This is a genomic window from Bacillus sp. B.PNR1 (genome assembly GCF_030386235.1).
Taxonomy (GTDB): Bacteria; Bacillota; Bacilli; order Bacillales; family Bacillaceae; genus Bacillus; species Bacillus stercoris.
Genome location: NZ_JANYMN010000003.1, coordinates 257,188 through 283,116, shown reverse-complemented (window position 1 = coordinate 283,116; position 25,929 = coordinate 257,188). Strand labels below are relative to the sequence as shown.

Genomic DNA, 25,929 nt, shown 5'->3' with positions numbered 1-25,929 from the left:
TATGGATATGATTAAAGTAAAAAAAGTATAGGAGAAAAAGGTATGGAAGAGCTTTTAGAGAGAGTTTTTTCATTTTCAGATGTTGATAAGCTGATTGATTTTATCAGTTATGAACTGCAAAAACCAGTCATCCTGGAAAGCGCGGATTTCTTTTTGTTAGCCTATAATTCTTACTATATTAACCATTTTGACTCTGCCAACCAGCAGACTATTTTCTCAAAAAAATGTCCGGTTCAGATTTTTGAGAGGTTTTTGAAGGACGGAATCATTGAAAAACTGAAAACAGAACCTGAGCCTTTTCGCGTCAATAAAATTGAAAGCATTGGGTTAAACCAGAGGGTGGTCGTGAGTGCAAAGCACAAAGGGGAAGTCATGGGCTACATCTGGGTTCAGGAGCTGGACCAAAATCTGACGGAAGAAGAGCTCGATTTTTTGTATGAGACCTCTTTTCATGTCGGGAAAATCATTTATAAAACGAACAAATTGAAACAGGAAAAGGAAGAAAAAGCAGAGGATCTCATCAAACGGGCGATCTATCAGCAATTCACCTCTGAGAAGGACCTCAGACGAGAAGCTGAAAAGATCAACACCGTGCTGCCTTCCATGTTTTCAGTTGTTATCCTGCACGCCGCGAATGGGGATGGGGAAGCGGTTGAGGATTTAAAGGAAAATATCAGGTCGTACCTGAATTTACGGGATAAAGTCAGTCATGTCTTAACGATCGAATCAAATATTGTCATCGTCGTAGCGAGTTTTTCCCAAAAAAGCTCCGTCTCCTCAGCAGCTTCTGAATTTATTAACAAGCTGTTAACACATTTTCACTTTCAAAAAATACCTACCCCTATTTATATCGGTATCGGAAACGAATATAATCACCTTCTCAAGCTTGGCAAGAGCTACACAGAAGCACTCGAAGTCATCAAAGCCGCAGAAATCACCGGCAATCAGGAAAACATTCCATATGAATATGCCAAACTCGGCATTTATCGCTATTTAGAAAGCATTGAACAGAAAAACGAACTTTTAGAATACGAGAATAAGGATTTGGCTTTATTAAAAGCGAAAGACGAAGAAAGCAGCACTGAGCTGCTCAAAACCTTGGAAATCTATCTCCTCAACAACTGCAAAACAAAACCAGCGGCTGAACAGCTGTTCATTCACCAAAATACATTGAATTACCGCATCAAACAGATTACTGAGATGACATCAATCGATTTAAGCGATTTCAGAACGCGATGCCAGCTCTATCTTGATTTGATGCTGATGAAAAAGAAATAAAAAAGAAACCAGTACTTGTACTGGTTTCGTCTTCATTTAAAATCCTCTGTAAACGTACGGATCATCAGGCTTTTTAATGGTGTTCCAGTCGGTTACTTTCACAACAGGGAGAGTTGATTTGAATGGCTGATAATATTCTGAGGCCAGAGTGCCTTTAATCTGAATCCATTCATCATCCTTGATGTTCATGTCCTTCGGAAACTCCACAAGCATCCCGTACACGCCGGAATCAGCGATACAGTGAATGACGCCAAACCTCAACACGAACAGCTGATTTTTGTTAATCGCGTTTCCTTTGTACGCAAATCCATGAAATTCAATCGTCCGTCCGAGAAATTCACCCGGATAGTTATAGATGGTTTCCATTCCTTTTAGGAAATCATCATCGGTCAGAGAAATCTCTTTTTTGCCGGAATACTTATTAAACAGCTGTTTCATCTGTTTGTCATAGCTGTCTTGCGCGTAATAAAGGCTGGCATCAGGCCGCAAATACTGTGTTTGGGAGTAATGATCTCCGCTCTCCATCGCCTTAAACGAGAACCCTTTTGTTTTGACAATCGATGAGTCAAGCGTTGCAATCGGGAAGAAAATGCCTGACACCAAAGGAAAAAGAAAAACAACATAAATCAAATAACGCTGATAAAATGGCTTGTTTTGCTCATGATCATGCTCGTGATCATGGCCGCACCCGCAATCATGGTCATGGTGATGCCCGCCTTTTTCAGGCGACTTGATAAATAGATATGCTTGGACGGCGGTCAGAATGGCCAGCAGGAAGATCGCAATAAAGGAAAGATAGGCATATTTCATATTGATATATTTTGTTAGATTTCCTGAGGCATGCAGATGATAAAAGAAAAACGTAAATCCCATCAGCACCAATAGACGAAACACCCAATCACCCCTTTACCAGTAGTGATCCCGCTAAGACGAGCACGACAATGTACGTAATCAGCAGGAAAACAAATCGTTTTTTGAAGGCCGCAAGCATCATCAATAGATTCTTAATATCCACCATTGCCCCAAAGACGAGAAAGGCGATTAACGACCCTAATGAAAATGTGCTGCTGAAGGAAGACGCGATGAATGCATCAACTTCTGAACAAAGCGACAAGACAAATGCCAGACTCATCATCACGAGGGAAGAGGATACATCACTTTGCCCGATCGCAAGCAAAGTGGATGTTTTGACATACGTCTGCATGGCTGCTGCGATAAAGGCGCCGATGATTAAATATTTCCCCACGGAGAAAAATTCATCAATGGCATGACGCAAGGTCCCGCCCAGCTTTTGGAGCAAGGTGCCGTGATGATGATGGTGCCCGGGTTCGTCAGGCTTTAAAAGCTGATTATCCTTAAATTGATAGGATAAGATGACCCCGATGATCAGCGAAACGGCGAGAGCCAGTCCGCCTCTGTAAAAGACAACGCTCCATCTATTCCCGAACGCAATATAAGTAGAAAATAAAACGATAGGATTAATGATAGGCGCGGTCAGCATGAAAGCTACGCCCGCATGCAGAGGAACTCCCTTTAACAGAAGCCGCCTCGTAATCGGGATGATGCCGCATTCGCAGGCGGGAAATAAAACGCCGGCCAGCGCACCGAATAAAACGGCGAGAAAACGGTTTTTCGGCATGATTCTTGCAATCATTTCTTCAGAAACAAACATTTGAATGATTCCGGAAAGTATGACGCCAATCAGAATAAACGGAATGGCTTCTATTAAAATGCTGATAAAAATAGAATTCAGCTGAAGAAAAGATGATGGTGCTGTCACAATAAAACCTCCGCTCATGGTAAGCTGCCTCTCTTATGATACCAGAAAAAAAGGCACTGCTTGTTTGACGGAGGAGGGGAAAGGATCGTTTCACTTTGGTGGGGATTCTAAAAAGCCGAGTAGGATACTGTCTGTTTCAGCAGCTTCTTTTCCGAGCCAAATCAGGTGCCCCCATGAGTGAAGCAAACAGAGGGCGGCGTCACGAATGTGCTCTTTTGCATGATGTGCATGTGACAAGTCAACCAATCCATCATAAACACTTTGCATAATCAGCACAGGACATGAGATAGCCTGCAGTTCTTTCGAAGAGACAGCGGTTGTTTGTGACAAGTCAAGAAGAAATCCTTCACCCGAGCGCTGGCGGCTGTTCATTTTTCGAAAAGCTTCTATGTCGCTTTCATCCATCAAGGACTTGATTCGCTGAAACGGAAGCGTGCTGAATTGCGGGCTCATAGCACGAAATATCCAACGTGGAAAGGCGTTATTCAAAGAAGAAATCAGCTTCCATATCCACTTTTCCAGCGGCGGACGGAAGAGGATTCTTCCGACTTTGTATTCCGCGTCTTTGGGGGTAAGCCATTCCTTTGTGACCGCGGATTGCAGGATCAAAGTGTTTACTCTTTCCGGATAATGTGAGGCAAAGTATATGCCGCTCGGCCCTCCTGCTGAGATGGCGATCACATGGACGCGTTCGAGTTGTAAATGATCTAATATATTCACATAAAAACGGCAGGCATCAGCAAGGATTTTTCCAATCTCTTTTGACGTTCGTCCGTAGCCGGGCCTTGAAGGCGTAATGATGGAATACCCCTGCTCAATCAGTGCTGTGTACCCGAATTCCTCGTAACAATTTGAATGGCCGCCATGCATGACAAGGATTGGGGTGCCCTTGCCTGTCACAGAATATTCTAGTGTACGGCCTTCGATAGTGATTGTTTCGACTCGTCTTTTCATTTGTTTCACCCAATTGTTTTTTGCCTATTATAGAGTTTTCAGCAATTGACCACAAGGAGAAGAAATGAATAAACAAAGGACCTTGAAATATGATATACTTTGTATTGATATTCATTCTCAATTAAAGTTGTTGATATAGATGTGAACGGGAGGCAGGACGGATGGCTGAGAATCAAGAGGTATATGACGTTACGATTATAGGCGGGGGGCCGATTGGGCTGTTTACTGCTTTTTACTGCGGGATGCGGGAGCTGAAAACAAAGGTAATCGAATTTTTGCCGAAGCTCGGAGGGAAAGTGTCTTTATTTTTTCCTGAGAAAATCATTCGCGATATCGGCGGCATACCGGGGATTGCGGGAAAGCAGCTGATCGAGCAGCTGAAGGAGCAGGCGGCGACGTTTGATCCTGATATCGTGCTGAATCAGCGTGTGACCGGGTTAGAACGTCTGAATGACGGCACCATTGTATTGACAGGTTCTGAAGGGGAAAAGCACTATACAAGAACTGTGATTTTGGCTTGCGGCATGGGAACGCTTGAGGTCAATGAGTTTGACAGCGAGGATGCAACTCGGTACGCGGGCAAAAATCTTCATTATGGAGTGGAGAAGCTTGATGCGTTTAAAGGGAAGCGCGTGGTGATATCAGGCGGCGGAGATACTGCCGTCGATTGGGCCAATGAGCTGGAACCGATTGCGGCGTCTGTGACTGTCGTTCATCGCCGCGAGGCATTCGGAGGAATGGAAAGCAGTGTGACGAAAATGAAGCAATCATCGGTGCGAGTGCTGACGCCTTATCGTCTGGAGCAGCTGAGCGGCAATGAGGAGCGCATCCAAAAAGTGACGATTTGCCATACGGAGTCTGGCCAGAGGGAAGAGATAGAGGTTGATGAACTGATCATTAATCATGGCTTCAAAATTGATCTCGGGCCGATGAAGGAGTGGGGGCTGGAGATTGAAGAAGGCAGGGTGAAAGCAGACAGACATATGCGGACGAATCTTCCGGGCGTGTTTGTGGCAGGGGACGCGGCTTTTTATGAAAGCAAGCTGAGATTGATTGCCGGAGGCTTTACCGAAGGCCCGACAGCGGTCAACAGCGCTAAGGCTTATTTGGACCCTAAGGCTGAGAATATGGCGATGTATTCAACCCATCATAAAAAATTGGTGCATAAATAAAACAGCCCTTGAGGAAAAGGGCTGCTTGCCATCAGCTGTGAAGGAGTTTTTTTTCCGCTTGTTGATTGTGGATGAAAGCAAACAATTCATCCTGTGCTTGGACGGCTGCGAATCCATAAGCGCCGGCAGCCGAATCATCGCCTATGCAGACGATAGGGGGGCGGCTTGCTGATGGTTCTGGTGAAATGCCAATTTGTTGTCCATTACTGATCAATTGCTGAACGGACAGCTTGTTCGGGCAAATGACCATGTGCAACGGGGATTCACTGATGGTACGCTGAATCATGTGGGTGAACCGGTCGTCTATGACATTTTCATGAGTGATATAAAACGAACTGGACTCATGCGTCGGGACATTTTCCACTGCAGGGCGGCTCCCAACAACAAGGCGTTTTTCTGAATCAGGCTGAATGGCGGTGACAAGAAAACCCCGTTTTTCAAGCTCCGCCTTTGCTTGCTCAGTTGCTGCACTCAGTCGGGCTGTCAGCTGGCGGATGTCGATTTTCTTAGAAGCCAGTGCTTTGAAAAATTCACAAACCGCACGGCGCGATGTGAAAAGTATGTCTTCAAAGCTGCCGATCTTTCGAAGAATGTCTTCATTGACGGGCATATTTTCAGTCCGCCACTTGGGCCATTCGATGACATCGGCGCCGGAATCACGCAGCCTGTCTGCAAGCGGGTCTTCATCCTCGCCATGAGTGACTATCATCATATGCCGGCCGATAAGCGGTTTGCTTTCAAACCAGCTGTGTGTTTGAAAGTTAACGATATCTCCGATGACGATAATCGCAGGGTTTGTTATCTGGTGCTCCTGAACTTTTTGCTGAATGTTCTCAAGCGTTCCTTTCACACTTCGCTGGCGGCCCCACGTTCCCCATTGGATGACAATGACAGGGACAGAAGGCGATTTTCCGTATGAAATGAGCTGCTGGCAAATATAAGACAAGTTCTTGACACCCATGTAAAAAACAAGGGTTTGAACGCTTCGGGCAAGCCCTTCCCAGTCAAGGTTCGGCGTGCCTTTTAATGATTTATCATGCGCTGTAATCATGGCAAAAGACGATGCGAAATCCCGATGCGTGACGGGGATGCCCGCATATAGCGGCGCTGCGATTCCAGAGGTGATTCCCGGCACCATTTCATAGCGAATGCCGTGCTCATGAAGAGCATCCGCTTCCTCGCCGACTCTGCCGAATACGCTCGGATCTCCGCCCTTCAAGCGAACGACGGTTGACCCATTTAATGCTTTTTCAACCAGCAGGGCGTTAATTTCTTTTTGTTTCATAAAATGGCGGTCTGGCAGTTTTCCGCAATAAATAAACTGGCAGTCCGGTGATGCAAATTCGAGCAGCCTCGGGTTGGCGAGCCGGTCATATAAAATCACATCTGCTTCCTCGAGCGCCTGTTTTCCTTTAATGGTGAGCAGCCCTGGGTCACCGGGTCCGGCTCCCACGAAATATACGATTCCGTTCTTCATGATCATGTCATCCTTCCGTCACTGTAAAAAATGAAGGACCACTAGAAAAGTGATCCGGTCTTTTGATCAATATACGAGATAAACATGCTCTCCTTCGATCAGCGTTTCGTATGTTTTGACGCATCCGTGGTCAGGTTCTTGAACGATTCCGTCTTCTAAGGAGATTTTCCAGTCGTGCATCGGGCAAAAAACATATTCGCCGCTGACGATGCCTTCTGCCAGAACGCCGCCCTTATGTGGACAGCGGTTTTCGATGGCGCGGATGCTTCCGTTTGAAAGCTTGAAGACTGCAAGCTCCTTATCTTCAATATACACTGTTTTGCCTAATTGTTCAGGCAATTCTCCAATTTTTCCGATACATACTTTCGTTACGTCTTTGTTTACCATGTCCATTCCTCCTTAATGTTTGTTTTTGTCATTATGATGTGGTGACGACATTTTCAAATAATTCTTTAGAAGTTTGTTTATCCTCTAAAAAGTCTTTCCACGGATCCTTGTGGACAGAGAGTGTTTCATTCATTCTGTCGTTCAGCTCCTGCCGCTTTTTAGGATCGTTTAACACGGACTGGACATGGGATAAACCGACGCGCTCAAGCCATGCGGATGTACGCTCCAGATAGTTTGCAGTTTCCCGGTAATATTGCAGGTAAGCGCCTGCGTATTCTAACACTTCTTCATTTGTTTTTACCTTCATCAGCAAATCGCCGGCACGCAAATGGGTTCCGCCGTTTCCGCCGACATAAAGCTCCCAGCCTCCGTCGATGCCGACTACGCCAAGGTCCTTAATGCCGGATTCCGCACAGTTTCGCGGGCAGGCAGACACGGCCATTTTGACTTTATGAGGCGTGTTCAGCCCTTCGAATTTTTTCTCAAGTGCAATGCCCAGTGCCATGGAGTCTTGTGTGCCGAAGCGGCAGAATTGCTCGCCTACGCATGTTTTTACTGTCCGAAGTGTCTTTCCGTACGCGTAGCCTGATGGCATATCAAGATCTTCCCATACCTTCGGAAGGTCTTCTTTTTTCACTCCGATAAGATCAATTCGCTGGCCGCCTGTCATTTTCACGAGCGGGATCTCATATTTGTCGACGACATCAGCGATTTTGCGCAAATCTGTAGAGTTGGTCACGCCGCCGTACATCCGAGGAACGACTGAGTATGTTCCGTCTTTTTGAATATTGGCGTGCATTCGTTCATTAACAAAGCGGGAAGTCCGTTCATCCTCGTATTTGGTTGGATTGATCATGCCTAAGTAGTAGTTCAGAGCCGGACGGCATTTGGAACAGCCTTCTGGCGTTTTCCAGCCGAGCACATTCATGACTTCTCTTGTATGTGACAGCCCTTTGGCTTTGATTTCTTCTACGACCTCATCTCTCGACAATGTGGTGCAGCTGCAAATGGCTTCTTTTTGCGCTGACGCATCAAAGTCTGATCCGAGCGTATGCTGGAGGATTTCTTCTACGAGCGGCTTACAGCCTCCGCATGAACGGGATGCACCGGTGCATGCTTTGATCTCGTCCGTTGACGAGCAGCCCTTTTCCTGGATGGCTTGAATAATCGCACCTTTTGACACGCCGTTGCAGCCGCAGATGATTTCATCGTCGCTCATCGCTGCGGTAATGCTTGTGCCTGCTTCTTGGTCGAGAGGCTGTAAGATTGATATTTTTGAGGTTTCAGAGATATCGGCTTCTTTTTGAATCATAGAAAACAGGCGGTTGCCCTCGCTGCTGTCGCCGAATAAAACAGCACCGACAATTTGGTTGCCTCTCAGGACGATTTTTTTATAGATGCCGTCCTGCTCATCAAAGACTTTAATCGCTTTTTTCTCCTCTGATTCGTTAAAGTCACCGGCAGAGAAGACTTCGACGCCTGATACCTTTAACTGTGTGGAGAGAACGGAACCTTCATACGGTTTTGTGTCGATGCCGCAAATATGCTTCGCCAGCACTTTTGCCTGTTCATAAAGTGGCGCCACAAGCCCGTAGGCGATTCCGCGGTGCTCAGCACATTCGCCGACCGCATAAATGTGCGGGATTTCCGTCTGCATATAATCGTTGACGATGATGCCGCGGTTAACCGGAATGCCGCTCTCGGCCCCGAGCGTTGTATTTGGGCGGATGCCGACAGCCATGACGACCAAATCAGCTTCAATGCTTGTGCCATCCTTGAAGCGGAGGCCTTCGACACGATCGTCACCAACAATTTCTTCGGTTTGCTTTTCAAGTAAAAAGGTCATCCCTTGTTTTTCTAACTCGTTTTGCAGCAGGCGTCCTGCCGTTGCATCAAGCTGGCGCTCCATCAGGAATGGGGCGAGGTGGATGACGGATACTTCCATGCCGAGATTCAGCAGTCCGCGAGCCGCTTCCAAACCAAGAAGTCCTCCGCCGATGACGGCTGCTTTTTTATATTGTTTTGACGCGGCGAGCATTGTGTCTGTATCTTTTATATCCCGGAAAGCTGTGACGCCTTTTTTGTCTGCTCCCGGAATCGGAAGGATAAAAGGGACAGAGCCTGTCGCCAGGATTAATTCGTCGTAAGGCTGGATTCTGTCTGAGTCTGTGATGACTGTTTTGTTTTCCGTATCTACTTTGATGACCGTTTCATTTGTATACAATTGAATGTTGTTTTCTTCGTACCAGTCCCAATCGTTTAACGTAATATCTTTAATATCTGTATCGCCTTGAAGCACTTTTGACAAAAGGATTCGATTATAGTTGGGATGCGGTTCGGCACCAAAAATTGTGATCTGAAACTCGTCTTTAGCAACACTCAGTATCTCTTCAATGGCCCTTACCCCGGCCATTCCATTACCAACAAGAACTAGCTGTTTTTTTCCCATCAGATGATCCGCTCCTTATCAATGTTTTTTCCAGCGTAGCACAGCAAAAAGGAATATTTAAGATACATGTTATAAAATGTAACAAAATATACGAAAAGTTCTAAAAATTTTATGAAAAATTTAAATAGGTCTGATTCGGACGGCGCATACCTTAAAACCGGGCATTTTACAGGCTGGATCTAAGGCCTCCCCGATTAAATCATTCACATTTTGAGCGTCTGCCCAATGAATGGGAACAAAAACGGTATCCTTTCTGATTTGTTCTGATAATTTGCTGCGGACGGTGATGCTTCCCCGCGGAGATTCTATTTTTACCAGTACACGGTCCTCGATATTGTAGGTCGCTGCTGTTTGCGGATGGATTTCCATAAACGATTCAAAATGTCTCGCGGCCAGGGCGGCGCTTTTTCTTGTTTGAACGCCTGTTAAGTAGTGAGACATGACGCGGCCTGTCGTTAAATAAAGCGGATAATCGGCTGTCGGCTTCTCTTTTGGCACAGGCGGTTCATTTGGAATTACACTTAATGCCGCTTTTTGATCCGGATGAGCAAATGATTCTGTAAACAAGCGCCCGGTTCCGGGATGATCAGGTTCCGGACATGGCCAGTGAATGCCGCCTTCACGTCTTAGCCTCTCATATGTGATGCCTGAATAATCGGCGATCCCTCCTCGGCTCGCTTCTCTTAATTCATTAAAAATATCCTCCGCTGACGTGTAAGAAAAGTAGCGGCCTTTGCCGAGAACGGATGCGAGATCACAAATGATCTGCCAATCATGCTTTGCTTCGCCGGGACATGGCCGGCTTGCTTCTCTTAATGTCACGCGTCCTTCTACATTTGTCATGGTGCCCTCATCTTCTAAATAAGAGGAGGCTGGCAAAATCACATCTGCGTATTCCGCAGTCTCTGAAATAAACAAATCGATTGCGACAAAGAATGTTAGTTTTCTTAGGGCTTTTTTCACGAGATTCGCATTTGGGCTGGAGACAGCAGGATTGGAGCACGTGAGGAACAGTCCTTTAATGTCGCCGTCATGGATTTTTTCCATCATTTCATAGGCTGAGACACCTTTTCGCGGCAGATCATCCTGATGAATTCCCCACACTTTCGCAATATGTGCCCGGTGTTGCTCATTTTCGATAGATAGGTAGCCCGGAAGCTGATCGGCTTTCTGGCCATGCTCTCTTGCACCTTGCCCGTTGCCTTGTCCGGTGATCGCTCCGTAACCTGAGTAAGGCTTGCCGATTTTTCCTGTGATCAGCACCATGTTTAAGAAGCCTTTCACAGCCGCTGTTCCATCGGTTTGCTGTTCAATCCCGCGGGCTGTAAACAGCATGCCGGACGTTTCCTTTGCAAACTTTACAGCAGCTTTTCTTATATGCGCCAGCGGGACACTCGTCTGTTCAGCGATGTTATTCAGGTTCAACGAGTCAGTATGCTGCTTCAGCTCCTTGAATCCATTTGTTCGTGATTGAATGAAATCCTCGTTTATGAGCTGCTCGTCAATGATGATTTTGACGAGACCGTTGGCAAGGGCGGCGTCTGTGCCGGGTTTGATTTTCAGATGAAGATCGGCGATTTTTGTTGTAGCTGTTTCACGCGGATCAATGGCAATGATGTAAGCTCCGTTTTCTTTCGCTTTTTCAAAATACGGCATCATTGTAGGCTGGCATTCCGCAATATTGGTGCCGGCCAGAATGATCACACGGGTGTGGGGAATGTCTGATAAGGGATTCGTTAAGCCTCTGTCCGCGCCGAATGTTTGGTTGGCTGCGGTTGCGGCGGCGGACATACAAAGCCGCCCGTTGTAGTCAATGTATTTGGTCTGTAAGCCCACCCGTGCGAATTTCCCCAACAAATACGCCTCTTCATTTGTTATCGAGGCGCTTCCGTATACAGCCATGGCGTCATGGCCGTGTTCTGTTTGGAGCATCGTCACTTGGTCTTTGATGTAATTCAGTGCTTCTTCCCAAGAAACAGGCATAAACTCGCCGTTTTTTTTTAGCAGCGGGTGGGTGATGCGAGAGGAGTTCAACGCATGCTGGTGAGCATTCATGCCCTTCATGCAGAGACGGCCCTTTGTCGTAGGATTGTCAATCCCAATCGCTGTGTACTTTTTCCGTGTGACGATGGTTTGTTCCACGAGCTGCATTTTGCACTGCATGCTGCAAAACGGGCATTGGGTGTCATACGTTTTTTCTGATTGGATGTCTTGCTGTTTATCGCGGAAATATCTAAGCAGTCGTTCGGTCAAAATGCCTCACCCTTTCTTATGTGCGCCAGCCTCTATAGGCGGATTTTGAATCAGTGACAGGTCTGTATGAAGGCTTTCCAGCAGCTGTGTCCTTAGGTCTTCTTCAAATAGCACTTCTCTGATATGAACGATTCCGAGACGGTCCATCCACTGATGAACGGCTTCTAAGTAATGAGCTGTTTCACGATAATACTGGATCAGCCCTTTGATCATGCCGGCAGTTTTTTCTGCGTTGTCTGTCACGCAAAACAGGGCTCCGGAACGGGCATGGGTTCCCCGGACGCCGCCGATGTATATGTCCCAGCCAGCTTGTGTCCGAACCGCGCCGACATCCTGCAGGGCGGCATCGGTGCAGTCTGTTTCACATGATAAGCTGATAGAAATGGGAGCGGGGAAGGGAAGCGTCTCAAGGTGTCTTTCGATTTGGGCTGCCAGCTGCTGAATCAATCGATTTTGCCCGCATGTACATGCTTTGATGCTTTGCAGCGTGTGCCGGAGTTCATTGGTGGAAACGGGCATCTTCAGGTCTTTTTTTATGTTCGGGAGATCCGCAGATTTGATCCCCGAAAGCTTCAGTCTTTGGCTGTGAGTGATGGATACGTCAGGGATGCTGTATGCCTCAATGATGTTGGCGATGTTTCTTAACTGCTCCGCGTTTGTCCGCCCGCCGTACATTTGCGGGATCAGAATGCATGTGTCCTCAGCGGCTGGCTCAGGCTGAACAAAACCTGGGTACAGCATTTCCAGGTAGTATTGAATCGCAGGAACACAAGTACTGCATCCTTTTTTTGTTTTCCAGTCAAGCTGGTCCATCACTTCTGCCGGATTAGTGAATGGCCTGCGCTGAAGCTCAGCGATGATGTCGTCTTCTGTAAAATCAGTACAGCTGCAAAACGAAGGTGTGCCGGCAGGCTTCGTATATTCGCTGTTGGTCATGTATCTCAAAAGGTCTTCAACGAGCGGTTTGCATCCTCCGCAGGACCCAGTGGCTTTGGTGCAGTGCTTGACTTCCTCAACAGTTGTTAAGCTATTCGTGTGCACCGCGTCTTCAATCGCGCCTTTCGTCACTGTGTTGCATTGGCAAATCGTTTCACTGGAAGGCATGGATTCAAATAAAGTGCCGCTTTTCTGCGGTTCGATGATCTGCTTTTTGACAATGGAGATGTCTCGTTGTTTCAGTAAGCTGTCGAGAAGCCGCTGCTTATCACGGGTGTCTCCGAATAAAATAACCCCGGCCAGCTTGTCATCCTCAAAAAGTGCTTTTTTGTAAATGCCAGCTTGTTCGTCGTAAATATTGATGCTCGTCGTGTGTTCATCCTCTTGGATTTTTCCTGCTGACCACACATCAATTCCAGCTATTTTTAATGCTGCAGCTGAGGCTGAGCCTTGATATCCCTCACATGGAACGCCGCAAATATGTTTGGCGAGAACATTTCCCTGCTCATAAAGCGGTGCCACCAATCCGTACACCGTTCCGTTATGCTCGGCGCATTCGCCAACGGCGTAGACATTCGGTTCGCTTGTCTGCATGCAGTCATTCACGATGATCCCGCGGTTCACTTCGATTCCAGCGGATACAGCCAATTCAATATTCGGTCTAACGCCAGCCGCCATCACAATCAGGTCTGCTTTTAGTGAAGCGCCATCTTTAAAATGGATTCCGTCTGCCCGCGTGGTGCCGGAAATGGAGACGGTGTCTTTCTCCAAAAGAAAGGTTAAGCCTTTTTGTTCCAGCTTCGTTTGCAGCAGCCGCGCTGCCGTTTGATCGAGCTGTTTTTGCATAATGCCGGCGGAGTGGTGAATGACGCTGACATCCATGCCGAGCCGCTGTAAACCGATTGCAGCTTCCAGTCCTAATAAGCCGGCTCCGATCACCGCCGCCTTTTGATAGCGCTCGGCCATCTCCATCAGCGCTTGGCAGTCTTCTATTGTCCGAAATCCATAGACGCCTTCTTTGTCTGCCCCGGGGATAGGGAGAATATAAGGGGAGGAGCCTGTTGCAACAATGAGTTTGTCATACGACAGGATGCGCTTGCGATCCGTGATGATGCGCTGCTGATCTGTATCAATTTGAATAACCGTTTCGCCTGTGTAAAGCGTAATCCCGTGCTTGTCGTACCAAGCCTTGCTGTTCAGTGTAATGTCATCGAGTGACGCTTCACCCTGCAATACAGAGGATAAGAGAATGCGATTGTAGTTGGGATGCGGTTCGCTTCCGAAAATAACAATCTCAAACATGTGGCGATTCAGCTTTACTATTTCTTCAATACAGCGAATACCGGCCATGCCGTTTCCTGCTAACACCAATCTTTGTTTCTTCATGTATCAGACCTCCTTTGACGCGGCTCGTAAGTTTTCTCCTATTAAAAATTATGTCACAATGCATTGTTAACGCATTAAACGTGTGATAAAAACTAACACATGTCTTTTCCAGAAAATAATGGTCCTATATCCTTGATTCAGAAAATGTAAAATAATGAGGGTCAAGAAAGGGGAATCTTATGAAGCTGTCGGAACTGAAAACTAGCGGTCATCCACTCACTTTGCTCTGTTCCTTTTTATATTTTGATGTCAGTTTTATGATATGGGTGATGCTTGGGGCGCTGGGTGTTTATATTTCTCAGGATTTTGGCCTGTCTCCTTTTGAGAAAGGGCTTGTCGTGGCTGTGCCGATTTTATCTGGATCTGTGTTTCGTATCATTCTGGGTATTTTAACGGACAGAATCGGACCGAAAAAAACGGCAGTGATCGGGATGCTGGTGACAATGATTCCGCTGCTGTGGGGGACATTTGGCGGCCGTTCACTTACTGAGCTGTATGCCATCGGGATTCTGCTTGGCGTAGCTGGGGCAAGCTTTGCCGTTGCGCTGCCAATGGCAAGCCGCTGGTATCCGCCTCATTTGCAGGGGCTTGCGATGGGGATTGCCGGCGCGGGAAACAGCGGCACGTTGTTTGCAACCCTGTTTGGCCCTCGTCTGGCAGAGCAGTTCGGCTGGCACATTGTTATGGGAATTGCGCTTATTCCATTATTGATCGTCTTTATTCTTTTTGTCTCCTTGGCTAAAGATTCTCCTGCACAGCCGGCTCCGCAGCCGCTCAAAAGCTATCTTCATGTGTTCGGGCAAAAGGAAACATGGTTTTTCTGCCTGCTGTATAGCGTCACATTTGGCGGATTTGTCGGGCTCTCAAGCTTTTTATCTATTTTCTTTGTTGATCAATACCAGCTGTCAAAAATTCACGCAGGGGACTTCGTTACATTATGTGTGGCGGCAGGGAGCTTTTTCAGGCCTGTCGGGGGTTTGATTTCGGATCGCGTCGGCGGCACGAAAGTTCTTTCTGTATTGTTTGTCATCGTGGCACTGTGTATGGCCGGAGTCAGCAGCCTGCCGTCCCTCTCAATGGTCATTGTTCTATTGTTTGTCGGAATGATGGGGCTCGGAATGGGCAACGGCGCAGTATTCCAGCTCGTGCCGCAGCGTTTTCGCAAAGAAATTGGCATGGTGACGGGAATCGTCGGTGCGGCCGGAGGTATCGGAGGTTTTTTCCTGCCGAACATCCTAGGATCTCTCAAACAGATGACAGGCACATATGCTATCGGTTTTATCACGTTTTCCTGTATCGCGCTGCTGGCGTTTGCACTCGTGCTTGCCGCAGGCTATTACTGGCGGAAAAGCTGGAGCGCGGAAAGCAGCCCGGCGGATGTGTAGGTTTTTGACGGACACGCGTTTGTGCGTGTCTTTTTTATTTTCTCTTGATTTTCATCAGTGAACCGATCAAAATAAATAGTAATTATTACGATTTGTTAGTGAGAGGAGTTTTCTGAATGAATCAACACATGCCGCTTCCGGGAAAAACGGAGCGTCTTCGATACTTTGGATCGGTCAGTCCGGCCAAGGGTGAGAAACCAGTGGAAAAAAAGAAAATGAAGGACCTGCAAAATATCAGGAAGGATTACTTTTTTGACATTCAGCATGTAGGTGTTGCTGATGTGTCCCATCCAGTCACAATCACTTCTGCAATGACGCCTGCCGAGCAAACAACGGCCGCGAACTTTATTATGACTTGTGATTTGCCGAGAAATCAGAAGGGGATTAACATGAGCCGGTTAACAGAGCTGCTGCAAGTTTATCATCAAAAGGGCTGGATTCTCTCATTTTCCTCCCTTCAGCAATTTACGAAAGAGCTTGCGGAAAACATGGACACATCCTCTGCTTCAGTTGAAGTGAGGTTTCCGTGGTTTTTCGAACGGAAAAGTCCGAAGCTTGAGAAAGCAGGTCTGATGCATGCTGACATACTCATGTCTGTTACGTATCGTGAAGATCAGCCGTTTAAACAGCGTGCCGGCATCTCAGCTAAAGTAACGACTCTGTGCCCTTGTTCCAAGGAAATTAGTGAATACAGTGCCCATAATCAGCGGGGAACGGTCAATATTTGGACTGATATTCACCCGGCTGCATCGCTGCCAAGTGATGTTAAAGCTGATTTGCTTCACGCCGCAGAATCAAATGCCTCTGCGAGATTGCATCCGGTATTGAAGCGCCCTGATGAAAAAGCAGTGACGGAAACGGCCTATGAGAATCCGAGGTTTGTTGAGGATCTCGCCCGGCTGATTGCTGCGGATTTGTTTGAGCTTGAATGGGTGTCAGCCTTTGAGATTGAATGCCGGAATGAAGAATCAATCCATCTCCACGATGCCTATGCGAAGCTGTGTTTTTCAAAGGAAGTGGATAGAATATGAAACTCTCATTATTCATTGTTGCCGTTTTTATGCCAGCATGCCTGCTGTCAGCCTGCTCCGATCATGCGGAAGAACACGCAAGTGCCGATAAAAAGAAAACGGAAGAACATGCAAGCGCTGATACAAAGAAAACGGCAGAGCACGTAACGTCCGACCAAAAGACAGAAAAAACTAGCATCGATTGGACAAAACCATCGGGCGGTAAATACCCGGATATCAAGCAGAAACATGTCTGGATTGATGTGGACGTGAAAGAACAGAAGGCTTACATCAAAGAAGGAAGTAAAACTTTATATACAATGATTGTCTCGTCAGGACTGGATCAAACAAAAGATGATGCTACGCCAAAGGGCACCTTTCATATAGAGCCTGAACGGGGAGAATGGTTTTTCTCCGAAGGATACCAGGAAGGCGCGGAATATTGGGTATCATGGAAAAGCCATGGAGAATTTCTATTTCACAGTGTGCCGATGACAAAGGATCAAAAAGTCATCAAAGCTGAAGCAGCAAAACTAGGAACGAAAGCATCTCACGGGTGCATCAGGCTGACCATCCCGGATGCGAAATGGATATATGAAAATATCCCTGAACATACAAAAGTGGTGATCAACTGAATTGAAAGCTGTTGACAAAAAGGAAAAAAGACCATACAATTCAAATCGTAACAATTACGTTTTGTGATAAATGGGTTATCATTGGCTGTGCATCCGTGAAAAACAGAAAGACATTGATTAAGGATCTTGCTGTCGGCAAGGGGAAGAGATTTGCGATGGGGAAAAGGATTAAACGCGGTTGGAGCCTTTACTGATTTAGCAATCGGGTGGCAGCAAGAAATGTTTTCGGAGCGCGAAAAGCTGCTTACACCATTGCTTATACGGCGAAGCATAAAATTTAAATCGTAATCGTTCTATTTTAAAGGGAGGATATCATGATGAAAAAAATTCCGGTTACCGTACTGAGCGGCTATCTCGGTGCGGGAAAAACAACGTTGTTGAACAGCATTCTGCAGAATCGCGAAGGCTTAAAAATAGCGGTCATTGTAAACGATATGAGCGAGGTGAACATTGACGCGGGCTTGGTTAAGCAGGAAGGGGGCCTTTCCAGAACAGATGAAAAGCTTGTGGAAATGTCAAACGGCTGCATTTGCTGCACGCTTCGCGAAGACTTATTAATAGAGGTTGAGAAGCTGGCAAAGGACGGACGGTTTGATTATATCGTCATCGAATCGACAGGAATCAGCGAACCGATCCCGGTGGCCCAGACTTTCTCTTATATCGATGAAGAGATGGGAATCGACCTGACAAAATTCTGTCAGCTGGATACGATGGTGACAGTGGTGGATGCCAACCGTTTTTGGCATGATTATCAGTCAGGCGAAAGCCTTCTGGACCGCAAAGAGGCATTGGGGGAAGAGGATGAAAGAGAAATCGCCGACCTCTTGATCGATCAAATTGAATTTTGCGATGTACTGATCTTAAATAAATGTGATTTGGTCAGCGAGCAAGAGCTCGAACAGCTTGAAAACGTTCTACGCAAACTGCAGCCTAGGGCCAAATTCATACGTTCTGTCAAAGGAAATGTAAAACCGCAGGAGATTTTACATACAGGGCTATTTAACTTCGAGGAAGCGAACGGATCGGCCGGCTGGATTCAAGAGCTGACGGCAGGTCATGCGGAACATACCCCGGAAACAGAAGAATACGGTATCTCTTCATTTGTGTATAAGAGACGTTTGCCGTTTCATTCTACACGATTTTACCGTTGGCTGGATCAAATGCCAAAGAACGTGGTACGTGCCAAAGGAATCGTCTGGTGCGCATCTCATAACAACCTTGCTTTACTGATGTCGCAAGCAGGTCCGTCGGTTACGATTGAGCCTGTATCATATTGGGTGGCGGCGCTGCCAAAGCTTGAGCAGGAGCAAGTCAAACAGCAAGAGCCGGAAATGTTGGCGGAGTGGGACCCTGAATTTGGCGACCGCCTAACGCAGTTAGTGTTTATTGGAACTGATCTGGATGAAGAAGCGATCACGAAAGAGCTTGATCAATGCCTGCTGACTGAGTATGAATTTGATTCCGACTGGTCGCTATTTGAAGACCCATTTAAATGGAAACTGAATCAATAGAAAAAAGCCGTTCCCTGGGGAGCGGCTTTTTTAATGAAACGTTTGTTTAAACATAATGAGCGTATTTTTTCTCAAGGATATTCTGAAAGGTTGCGGCAATTGAGCAGATGGCCCAATAAATGAGAGCGGTCAGAATATACATGGTCATGTAATCAAACTCTCTGCCTCCGATGATTTTCGCATGCTGGAGCAATTCCGGCACTGTAATCATTGCAGCGAGAGATGACGCTTTGATTAAGTCGAGCAATACATTGGCAAGCGGAGGCAGCGCAATACGTATCGATTGCGGCAAAATGATGCCCCTCATCGTCTGCCAATAGGAAAGGCCCAGCGAGGATGCCGCCTCCCATTGTCCTTTATCAACGGATGAAATGGCTGAACGGTTAATTTCCGCAATGTAGGCGGCACTGTTAAAGCTAAAGCCGATTAAAGCAGCCGTGACAGCGGAAAATTCAATGCCGATGTATGGAAACCCAAAATAAAGGATAAACAAAATCACCAAAATCGGAACGCCCCGCATAAATGAGATATAGAGCTTCGCCGGCCATCTTAACAAAGCAAGCTTAGACATTCTGGCGAGTGATATGAACAGGCCGATCACAGTTCCTGCAAACATGCTTACAAAAGAGATGAGCAGTGTATACCCAATGCCTTTTATGACATAAGGAAACGATTCAATGGCCAGCTTCGTGTTGAAAATATATTCCCACTGAATGCTATTGATCATGGCGTCCGATTACAAATCAACGTCCTGAACGTCGACATTCAGTTTCTTTGATACATCTGCTTTATTGAAGAATTGCTTCGACAGCTTAGTCAAAGTGCCATCCTTGCTCATTTCCTTCAATGTTTCATTCATCTTTTTCTGAAGTGCCGCATTGCTTTTTTTCATGACAAGCGCCTGTTTGTTCGGCATGTACTTGATGTCAGGATGGATCATAATGTTGAGATCCGGGAATGCTGCGAGCGCGAGTGTCTGCAGGTAATAGTCGTTTAAAATGACATCAGTGCGTCCGTTGGCGACATCTTTTAAATATTGCTCATTCGTCGCATTATCATAAATCACTTCTTTGGCGCCGTATTTTCTCGCGACATCCATGTAGACGGTGGTAGCAGCGCCAGCCGCTTTCTTCCCTTTCAAATCCTTAAGCGTTTTAATCCCTGATAAATCGTCTTTACGGACGATTGCCGTGCCGTATGAATATTTATATGGAGTAGAAAATGCGAACTTCTTCTCGCGGTCCTTCGTCACATCGATGTCATTCGCGGCTGCGTCAACCTGTCCGCTGTTCACCGCTGTCAGCATCCCGTCAATGCCCATCTCCTTGAACTCAACCTTCAGCCCCAATCGTTTTGCAGCTTCGCGAACGACTTCAACCTCGTAGCCCGTCAGCTTATCGGAGCCAGAGTCGGTATCGTGATAAGAAGTAGGATAGAGCGTACCTGATGTAGCGACTACGATTTTCCCTTTATCCTTAATCTGCTCCCAGCCTGTATCCTTGGAATCGGCTTCATTTTTGCCGGAACAGGCTGCCAATATAAGAAAGAAAGCCATTGTGAAACTGAATATAACGGCTTTGGATTGCTTGAATGATTTCACCTATAGTTCCCCCAATCTGTTAATCAACTAAAAAGATAGCATTGAACATAAGGGGTTGCAATATGTTGATGACGTTTTCAAAAAGTTCGAATTGTGTATACAAAAGGCATGGGTGGGTGTTTAAAAGCGGCTATGAAGGGAAGAGGTGATGAAAAAAGGAGTTGTTCAAGGATGAATGCCAGACGTATCAAGGAAACGCATGTTAAAGGAAGGATGCAGCAGATCCGTCATTCATCTATGCCAATACCGTAAGAAATGGTCAAGAGGCATGAAAGCGATCTTCAGAATAAATTAAGTCTTGCTGATGCCCCTAAGACATATGACATATTCGATAAGAAAAAAGATGGAAACATTTAAACCATAATGGGGGGCAAATGAATATTTACAAACCAGCCGGATTTTGGATCAGACTGGGAGCTGCATTGTTAGATTACATTATAGTCTCGGTACCTCTTTTGTTGATCTATTGGCTGATTACAGGAAAAGACCCGAACGACAGCCTGTTCATCAGCTTGGTTGTTCTGCTGTACTCTATGCTGCTGCCGGTGTTTTGGCGCGGCTACCTTATCGGAAAAAGAATCTGCGGAATCAGAATCGTAAAAAAAGACGGATCACAAGTCAGCCTGTTAACAATGTTTTTACGAGTTATTGTTGGAGGCCTTGTTTACGGTATAACCTTCGGACTTGGCTTGATCGCTAGCCTGATTCTGATTGCCGTACGAGAAGACAAACGAACCCTGCATGATTTAATCGCGGGAACGTATGTCACGTACGCGTCACCCGGTGAAGAAGAACTTTATACTGACGAAGAGATTAGAAAGAGCGAATAATGTTCGCTCTTTTTATTTTTATGCATAAAAAATACAATGCAGCAAAACATATGAAAAATAGGATTGGAGGAATAAACTGGATGAAACGAATAACCATCAACGTGATCACAATGTTCATTGCCGCGGCTGTCATTTCTCTGACCGGTATAGCTGAAGCCGCTGAAAAACAGCAGCAGCCTCCCGCAAATGTCACACTGACAGATCAGCAAAAGAAAGAGATTGAAAAAATGGAAGCAGAGATTCTAAAAAAACGCAAAGACGTGATCTCAAAGTATGTACAATACGGCGTACTGCCTAAAGAAAGAGGAGAATATATTAAAAATCACATGGACAAACACTTTGAAATGATGAAACAAAACGGTTTTGTTCCAAAGCCCCATCCCCATCCGCATAAATTTGAAAAAAGACATTAAGACGGTAAGCATCCAATGGGAATTGGGTGCTTTTGTGTTATTTACAAGTAGGCAATATTAGCTGAACTGTTCCGCGACTAAGATCGAGTTGATCTGAAACGCGTTTCATAGCCTATGATAGGTTTATCAAATCATTCAGGAGTGATAAACACTATGATCCACCAGCATCCAGAATCTTTTCCGAAACATTTTTTGTGGGGCTCTGCTTCTGCAGCGTACCAGATTGAAGGCGCTTGGAATGAAGATGGCAAAGGCCCTTCTGTTTGGGATGTATTTACGAAAATACCGGGCAAAACGTTTAAAGGAACCAATGGAGACATTGCGGTTGACCATTATCACCGATATAAAGAAGATGTCGCCCTGATGGCTGAGATGGGATTAAAAGCGTATCGATTTTCCGTCAGCTGGCCGCGGATTTTTCCAAAAGGAAGAGGGGAGATCAATGAAGCAGGTCTAGCGTTTTACGACAACCTGATTGATGAATTGCTTTCTCATCACATCGAGCCGGTTTTGACTTTATATCACTGGGATTTGCCTCAAGCGCTTATGGACGAGTACGGCGGGTTTGAGTCAAGAAAAATCATAGAGGATTTTAATCATTACTGTATTACTCTTTATAAACGTTTTGGAGACAGGGTGAAATATTGGGTTACGTTAAACGAACAGAACTACAATTTTAATCACGGCTTTATTACAGCCATGCATCCGCCTGGAGTGAAAGACAGAAAACGATTTTATGAAGCAAACCATATTGCATTTCTGGCTAATGCAAAAGCCATTGAATCCTTTAGAGATTATGTGCCTGAAGGCAAAATCGGTCCAAGCTTTGCTTATTCTCCGGCTTATCCTTTATCAAGCCATCCAGAGGATATCCTGGCATTTGAAAATGCAGAAGAATTTATGAACAATTGGTGGCTTGACATGTATTGCTGGGGAACCTACCCGCAAATCCCTTTCCGTTACTTGGAAAAACAGGGATGGGCGCCGACTATCGAAGCGGGAGATATGGAGCTCCTTGCCAAAGGGAAGCCTGATTTTGTAGGTGTCAATTATTATCAGACAATCACCTACGAACGAAATCCGCTTGATGGTGTGTCGGAAGGGAAAATGAATACGACAGGTCAAAAGGGAACCAATCAAGAGACGGGGATACCGGGAGTGTTCAAAACGAAAAAAAATCCTCACCTGACAACGAGCAACTGGGATTGGACAATTGACCCAACTGGGCTGCGTATCGGCCTTCGCCGAATTACAAGCCGCTATCAGCTTCCAGTGTTTATAACAGAGAACGGTTTAGGTGAATTTGATAAAGTTGAGGACGGCACTGTACAGGATGATTATCGAATTGATTATTTGCGTTCGCATCTTGAGCAATGCAGACAAGCTATCAGTGACGGTGTCGATTTAATCGGCTATTGCAGCTGGTCGTTTACTGATCTGTTAAGCTGGCTGAACGGCTACCAAAAAAGATACGGATTTGTATATGTCAATCGTGATGAAGAAAGCACATACGATTTAAAACGCTTGAAGAAAAAAAGCTTTTATTGGTATCAAGATGTCATCAAGACGAACGGAGAAAGTTTATAAAGAGTCCCTGAGAGTTATTCTCTCAGGGGTTTTTCATTACACAGAAACAGCATCAATAATATAAGTGTCAGCGTGCAAATCTGACATTTCAGCCGGCACAGTCCAGCATGTCAATTGATAGTCTCCTTTGGGGAGATCAAAGGACAGTCTTTTAGACATGATGCTTTCAATTTGAATTCCGTTTTCTGTGAGATGAAAAGGAACAGTCACTTTTTTCTCGTAGGAGTTTACTGTTTCTGAACTGTTCAGGCGCAAAAGAATAAAGGCCTTTGTATTTCGCTGCGCCTCAAAGGAAATGGCCCCGTCTGCCGCAGTATAACCTTTTTCAATCGCTTCGTCAGTCCAATCCATTACAGGAGGTGCAGAATCCTTTTGAAATACAGTAAATTGATGATATGAAATCGAAAGTTCTTGCGGCTTCCATGATTTGATCAATGTGCTGTTCCTCCTCTATGTATTGTTTACTGAATTGTGAATAAAACCTTTGTGCCGTCTGGATAATCGGTAAGCTGATGCCCGACCCAAGAGCCTGCTCCGCGATTGTCAGCGGGAGAAATGTATTCTACAGAAGCTCCCTCACCGCCTTCTTTGCACATGGCCATTGGCCATTCATCTCTGTCATACCCCGTTTTTGGCGGTACGTCTTTTAATGATTGCTCGCGGCGTTCCTCAGCTCCGTCTCTGTCGATGGTGCACACATCTGAGTGCCCCTCATTTATCGCATTCTTAATATGTTTGGCCGTTTCGGGATAACGGTCAGAAGGGAGGGCGATTGTTTCATCATATTCTTTCGTTTGAGACGTTTTTTGATCAGCTGAGAAAAAGTCTCCTTTTATCAGGCCGACAGCTGCAGCTGCTATGATGACGATGACGAGAAGTATCGTTTTTATGATGTCCGTCGTGATGTTCACCTCCCGCTTTTAAAACTGACACAAGAGTAATCCAGAAAGCATGTGGTGTAAAGGTTTAAATTTTATGTTTTACGATCAGTTTATTGCAGAAATCGTAATTTTAGCAGGTCGAAATATTTGTTTTCAGCAAAATACGATTGCCAATTTACAATAATGATAGTAAGGCATCAGCTGTTTTCGGCTTGATTAATCATTTTAAATTGGCTTATGATACCGGTAAGCTCCTCAGCTAATTGAGACAGCGTTTCAGAAGCTGCGGTAATCTCCTCCATTGCAGCAAATTGCTCCTCTGTTAATGCAGCCGCTTGCCGGGTATTTTGAGTAGATTCTTTAATGTCGGCCGTATTGGCTGCAAAGGAATCATTTATTTGATGTGCACTGGCTGAAATGTTTGTTACAGATGCTGATAAATCACTAATCTCGGCGCTGATTTCACCTGTTGCAGCTGCAATTTCCTTAAATGCATCGCTGGTGCGCTGGATCATGGTGACTCCTTCTGCAGCTTCTGTTTTCACATGCTCAACAGATCTTGCAGATTGGTTCATATCCTTTTGTATTTCTTTGATCAGTTTTGAAATCTGTCCCGCAGACTGTTGAGACTCTTCCGCTAATTTGCGTACCTCATCGGCAACAACAGCAAAGCCTTTTCCATGTTCACCGGCTCTGGCAGCTTCGATCGCTGCATTCAGCGCAAGCAGGTTTGTCTGGTCGGCAATTTGGGTGATGACAGATAAAATTTGCTCAATTTGTTTAGAGCGGCCGTCTAGCTGGTGTATGATTTCTCCGCTTTTCTGAATTGAATTGTGAATCGCGTCCATTTGAGCCTGTACATGTAAAATTTCCTTTTGCCCAATATCTGCTTTTGATTGCGCGAGCTGTCCTTTGTAGGCGATAGCGGCAGTATTTGCAGAAATATCCCGGATGTCTGCTGAAGCTTGTTGTAATGAGCTTTCACTGTTTTCAATTCGTGTGATCTGATCTTGGGCTCCATTTGCAATCTGCTGTACAGCTTCTGTAATCTTTTCTGAAGCTTGATTCGTTTCTTCTGCTCCGGCTGAGAGCTGCTGAGAGGCTGATGCAAGCTGAAGGGCTGATTGTTGTACAGTTTGGATGGTATCGTTCAGCTTCATTCTCATCTTATTATAATAGGCGCTTAGTTCTGAGAGCTCGTCACCTGTTTTATCTGACACCTCTATTGTCATGTCTCCGTTTCCGGCACTTTCAAACGCGCTTTTTAAAGCGTTCAGCCGCTTGTTGATTTTTTTTGTGAAAACCAGGACAAGGATGACTGATGCCATAATGACGATAACAAGAACGATAGCGAATTGAGTGAAAAGCGAATGTGTAAGTGATGCTAATATGCTTTGATTTGCTCCGGTATAAAGCATGCCGATGATGTTCCCGTTTTGATCTTTTAACGGCATGTATGCCGTCTGATAAGAGGAGCCTGCAACATCTGCTTGTCCGTAGAACCGTTTTCCGTTCTTTAATACAGTGTCAGTAACTTCAGAAGAAGCCTGGGTGCCAACAGCTCTTTCTCCATTCTTCATGACATTGGTTGCAACACGAGTATCGCCTTGGAAAATGGTAATGGTATCACCCGTTTTTTCGCCAAGCAGATCAACGATATCTTCATTTCCATTGATTTGTGTTTGCCCTTTATAGAGCTTATTGTTTTTCACCTGCCAGTCCCCTGAAATGACATCATCAATATAAGCACTGCTTAAAGCGAGATCACCTTTCGCTTTTTCAGTTGCCATTTGTTTCATGTTTTCTGTAATTTCCTTAAGCATCACCGTGCCGACTGATGCGGAAAATAAAAGAATCACTACAAAAACCAGGAAAAGAATTTTAGTTCCTAGCTTCAACTTAAGTCGTTTTATCAACATAATTCCTCCTTTTGTGATTCGTAGGTCATATTACTTATCGGATTTTCGGGCTTAAAGTTTTATTTTAGAAAAAATAAAACCGGCCT

At 45.6% G+C, this 25,929-nt stretch carries 23 protein-coding genes and 1 pseudogene; 11 read left to right on the top strand and 13 right to left on the bottom strand.

The features are described 5' to 3' along the window. Positions 1 to 42: 42 nt before the first annotated feature. Positions 43 to 1,278 (top strand): proline utilization transcriptional regulator PutR, encoded by a 1,236-nt coding sequence (gene putR / locus NZD81_RS18105; protein ID WP_014662710.1) that lies wholly within the window; start codon positions 43 to 45, stop codon positions 1,276 to 1,278. A gap of 36 nt (positions 1,279 to 1,314) precedes the next feature. On the opposite strand, the gene NZD81_RS18100 is transcribed toward putR, so the two are convergent. The 3 genes from NZD81_RS18100 to NZD81_RS18090 form a co-directional block, all read right to left on the bottom strand. After that, complete coding sequence (locus NZD81_RS18100) at positions 1,315 to 2,172, bottom strand: TIGR03943 family putative permease subunit (RefSeq protein WP_040084224.1); 858 nt, start codon at positions 2,170 to 2,172, stop codon at positions 1,315 to 1,317. Between the two features lie 4 nt (positions 2,173 to 2,176). Then, positions 2,177 to 3,058 (bottom strand): permease, encoded by an 882-nt coding sequence (locus NZD81_RS18095; RefSeq protein WP_134976109.1) that lies wholly within the window; start codon positions 3,056 to 3,058, stop codon positions 2,177 to 2,179. Between the two features lie 90 nt (positions 3,059 to 3,148). After that, positions 3,149 to 4,012, bottom strand: coding sequence for an alpha/beta fold hydrolase (locus tag NZD81_RS18090; RefSeq protein ID WP_134976081.1), 864 nt, complete (start codon positions 4,010 to 4,012; stop codon positions 3,149 to 3,151). Between the two features lie 161 nt (positions 4,013 to 4,173). On the opposite strand from NZD81_RS18090, the gene ffoR reads away from it, so the two are divergent. Continuing rightward, on the top strand, positions 4,174 to 5,184 hold the full coding sequence (ffoR, locus tag NZD81_RS18085; protein WP_014662714.1) for a ferredoxin--NADP(+) reductase: 1,011 nt from the start codon (positions 4,174 to 4,176) through the stop codon (positions 5,182 to 5,184). A 31-nt stretch (positions 5,185 to 5,215) separates the two neighbouring features. On the opposite strand, the gene cobA is transcribed toward ffoR, so the two are convergent. The 5 genes from cobA to nirB all read right to left on the bottom strand — a co-directional run bounded on the left by cobA (position 5,216) and on the right by nirB (position 14,072). Then, the gene (gene cobA, locus NZD81_RS18080) at positions 5,216 to 6,667 is read right to left on the bottom strand and encodes a uroporphyrinogen-III C-methyltransferase (protein WP_282373948.1); all 1,452 of its coding nucleotides are present in this window, start codon (positions 6,665 to 6,667) and stop codon (positions 5,216 to 5,218) included. A 60-nt stretch (positions 6,668 to 6,727) separates the two neighbouring features. Beyond that, complete coding sequence (gene nirD, locus NZD81_RS18075) at positions 6,728 to 7,048, bottom strand: nitrite reductase small subunit NirD (RefSeq protein WP_014662717.1); 321 nt, start codon at positions 7,046 to 7,048, stop codon at positions 6,728 to 6,730. Between the two features lie 31 nt (positions 7,049 to 7,079). Continuing rightward, positions 7,080 to 9,497, bottom strand: a complete 2,418-nt coding sequence (nasD, locus tag NZD81_RS18070) for an NADPH-nitrite reductase (protein WP_134976083.1) — start codon at positions 9,495 to 9,497, stop codon at positions 7,080 to 7,082. Positions 9,498 to 9,617: 120 nt separating this feature from the next. Next, entirely contained in the window at positions 9,618 to 11,750 is a 2,133-nt protein-coding gene (gene nasC, locus NZD81_RS18065) for an assimilatory nitrate reductase catalytic subunit NasC (RefSeq protein WP_282373949.1), read from the bottom strand. A 6-nt stretch (positions 11,751 to 11,756) separates the two neighbouring features. Beyond that, on the bottom strand, positions 11,757 to 14,072 hold the full coding sequence (gene nirB / locus NZD81_RS18060) for a nitrite reductase large subunit NirB (RefSeq protein ID WP_282373950.1): 2,316 nt from the start codon (positions 14,070 to 14,072) through the stop codon (positions 11,757 to 11,759). 179 nt (positions 14,073 to 14,251) lie between these two features. On the opposite strand from nirB, the gene NZD81_RS18055 reads away from it, so the two are divergent. From NZD81_RS18055 to zinU, 5 genes are all read left to right on the top strand, one after another. Continuing rightward, positions 14,252 to 15,457: an MFS transporter gene (locus NZD81_RS18055; RefSeq protein ID WP_014662721.1), complete on the top strand. Its 1,206-nt coding sequence runs from the start codon at positions 14,252 to 14,254 to the stop codon at positions 15,455 to 15,457. A gap of 116 nt (positions 15,458 to 15,573) precedes the next feature. Beyond that, positions 15,574 to 16,488 (top strand): GTP cyclohydrolase FolE2, encoded by a 915-nt coding sequence (folE2, locus tag NZD81_RS18050; RefSeq protein WP_282373951.1) that lies wholly within the window; start codon positions 15,574 to 15,576, stop codon positions 16,486 to 16,488. Further along, positions 16,485 to 17,102, top strand: a complete 618-nt coding sequence (locus NZD81_RS18045; RefSeq protein ID WP_282373952.1) for a L,D-transpeptidase — start codon at positions 16,485 to 16,487, stop codon at positions 17,100 to 17,102. The genes folE2 and NZD81_RS18045 overlap by 4 nt, the downstream gene beginning before the upstream one ends. Before the next feature lie 150 nt (positions 17,103 to 17,252). Continuing rightward, positions 17,253 to 17,390, top strand: a complete 138-nt coding sequence (locus tag NZD81_RS18040) for a hypothetical protein (protein ID WP_243572611.1) — start codon at positions 17,253 to 17,255, stop codon at positions 17,388 to 17,390. A gap of 29 nt (positions 17,391 to 17,419) precedes the next feature. Continuing rightward, the gene (gene zinU / locus NZD81_RS18035; RefSeq protein ID WP_282374328.1) at positions 17,420 to 18,613 is read left to right on the top strand and encodes a zinc metallochaperone ZinU; all 1,194 of its coding nucleotides are present in this window, start codon (positions 17,420 to 17,422) and stop codon (positions 18,611 to 18,613) included. 46 nt (positions 18,614 to 18,659) lie between these two features. On the opposite strand, the gene NZD81_RS18030 is transcribed toward zinU, so the two are convergent. Together NZD81_RS18030 and NZD81_RS18025 are read right to left on the bottom strand one after the other, a co-directional pair. Continuing rightward, a complete protein-coding gene (locus tag NZD81_RS18030) occupies positions 18,660 to 19,340 on the bottom strand; it encodes an amino acid ABC transporter permease (protein WP_134976095.1) in 681 nt (226 codons plus the stop codon). A 9-nt stretch (positions 19,341 to 19,349) separates the two neighbouring features. Continuing rightward, positions 19,350 to 20,213 carry a transporter substrate-binding domain-containing protein gene (locus NZD81_RS18025; RefSeq protein WP_014662728.1) on the bottom strand — a complete coding sequence of 288 codons (864 nt, stop codon included), beginning with the start codon at positions 20,211 to 20,213 and terminating at the stop codon, positions 19,350 to 19,352. 161 nt (positions 20,214 to 20,374) lie between these two features. Between NZD81_RS18025 and NZD81_RS18020 the strand changes: the two are divergent. The 4 genes and pseudogenes from NZD81_RS18020 (at position 20,375) to bglC (ending at position 23,043) form a co-directional block, all read left to right on the top strand. After that, positions 20,375 to 20,570, top strand: a pseudogene (locus NZD81_RS18020) (hypothetical protein). Between the two features lie 17 nt (positions 20,571 to 20,587). Further along, positions 20,588 to 21,043, top strand: a complete 456-nt coding sequence (locus NZD81_RS18015) for an RDD family protein (RefSeq protein WP_040084209.1) — start codon at positions 20,588 to 20,590, stop codon at positions 21,041 to 21,043. 80 nt (positions 21,044 to 21,123) lie between these two features. Next, positions 21,124 to 21,456, top strand: coding sequence for a YckD family protein (locus NZD81_RS18010; RefSeq protein ID WP_040084394.1), 333 nt, complete (start codon positions 21,124 to 21,126; stop codon positions 21,454 to 21,456). 153 nt (positions 21,457 to 21,609) lie between these two features. Beyond that, positions 21,610 to 23,043: a 6-phospho-beta-glucosidase gene (gene bglC / locus NZD81_RS18005; RefSeq protein WP_069148927.1), complete on the top strand. Its 1,434-nt coding sequence runs from the start codon at positions 21,610 to 21,612 to the stop codon at positions 23,041 to 23,043. 36 nt (positions 23,044 to 23,079) lie between these two features. On the opposite strand, the gene nin is transcribed toward bglC, so the two are convergent. The 3 genes from nin to tlpC form a co-directional block, all read right to left on the bottom strand. Then, a complete protein-coding gene (gene nin, locus NZD81_RS18000; RefSeq protein ID WP_014662735.1) occupies positions 23,080 to 23,478 on the bottom strand; it encodes a DNA-entry nuclease inhibitor in 399 nt (132 codons plus the stop codon). Positions 23,479 to 23,504: 26 nt separating this feature from the next. Continuing rightward, complete coding sequence (nucA, locus tag NZD81_RS17995) at positions 23,505 to 23,954, bottom strand: DNA-entry nuclease (RefSeq protein ID WP_134976099.1); 450 nt, start codon at positions 23,952 to 23,954, stop codon at positions 23,505 to 23,507. Positions 23,955 to 24,121: 167 nt separating this feature from the next. Next, positions 24,122 to 25,843 carry a methyl-accepting chemotaxis protein TlpC gene (tlpC, locus tag NZD81_RS17990; RefSeq protein WP_282373953.1) on the bottom strand — a complete coding sequence of 574 codons (1,722 nt, stop codon included), beginning with the start codon at positions 25,841 to 25,843 and terminating at the stop codon, positions 24,122 to 24,124. Positions 25,844 to 25,929: the final 86 nt, after the last annotated feature.

Bases quoted from the DNA above. Each gene is read 5' to 3' on its own strand.
- ffoR (WP_014662714.1), top strand. From the start codon at position 4,174: ATGGCTGAGAATCAAGAGGTATATGACGTTACGATTATAGGCGGGGGG.
- nasD (WP_134976083.1), bottom strand. From the start codon at position 9,497: ATGGGAAAAAAACAGCTAGTTCTTGTTGGTAATGGAATGGCCGGGGTA.
- tlpC (WP_282373953.1), bottom strand. From the start codon at position 25,843: ATGTTGATAAAACGACTTAAGTTGAAGCTAGGAACTAAAATTCTTTTC.
- NZD81_RS18010 (WP_040084394.1), top strand. From the start codon at position 21,124: ATGAAACGAATAACCATCAACGTGATCACAATGTTCATTGCCGCGGCT.
- bglC (WP_069148927.1), top strand. From the start codon at position 21,610: ATGATCCACCAGCATCCAGAATCTTTTCCGAAACATTTTTTGTGGGGC.
- NZD81_RS18015 (WP_040084209.1), top strand. From the start codon at position 20,588: ATGAATATTTACAAACCAGCCGGATTTTGGATCAGACTGGGAGCTGCA.
- nirB (WP_282373950.1), bottom strand. From the start codon at position 14,072: ATGAAGAAACAAAGATTGGTGTTAGCAGGAAACGGCATGGCCGGTATT.
- zinU (WP_282374328.1), top strand. From the start codon at position 17,420: ATGAAAAAAATTCCGGTTACCGTACTGAGCGGCTATCTCGGTGCGGGA.
- nirD (WP_014662717.1), bottom strand. From the start codon at position 7,048: ATGGTAAACAAAGACGTAACGAAAGTATGTATCGGAAAAATTGGAGAA.
- NZD81_RS18045 (WP_282373952.1), top strand. From the start codon at position 16,485: ATGAAACTCTCATTATTCATTGTTGCCGTTTTTATGCCAGCATGCCTG.
- NZD81_RS18055 (WP_014662721.1), top strand. From the start codon at position 14,252: ATGAAGCTGTCGGAACTGAAAACTAGCGGTCATCCACTCACTTTGCTC.
- folE2 (WP_282373951.1), top strand. From the start codon at position 15,574: ATGAATCAACACATGCCGCTTCCGGGAAAAACGGAGCGTCTTCGATAC.
- cobA (WP_282373948.1), bottom strand. From the start codon at position 6,667: ATGATCATGAAGAACGGAATCGTATATTTCGTGGGAGCCGGACCCGGT.
- putR (WP_014662710.1), top strand. From the start codon at position 43: ATGGAAGAGCTTTTAGAGAGAGTTTTTTCATTTTCAGATGTTGATAAG.
- NZD81_RS18030 (WP_134976095.1), bottom strand. From the start codon at position 19,340: ATGATCAATAGCATTCAGTGGGAATATATTTTCAACACGAAGCTGGCC.
- NZD81_RS18090 (WP_134976081.1), bottom strand. From the start codon at position 4,012: ATGAAAAGACGAGTCGAAACAATCACTATCGAAGGCCGTACACTAGAA.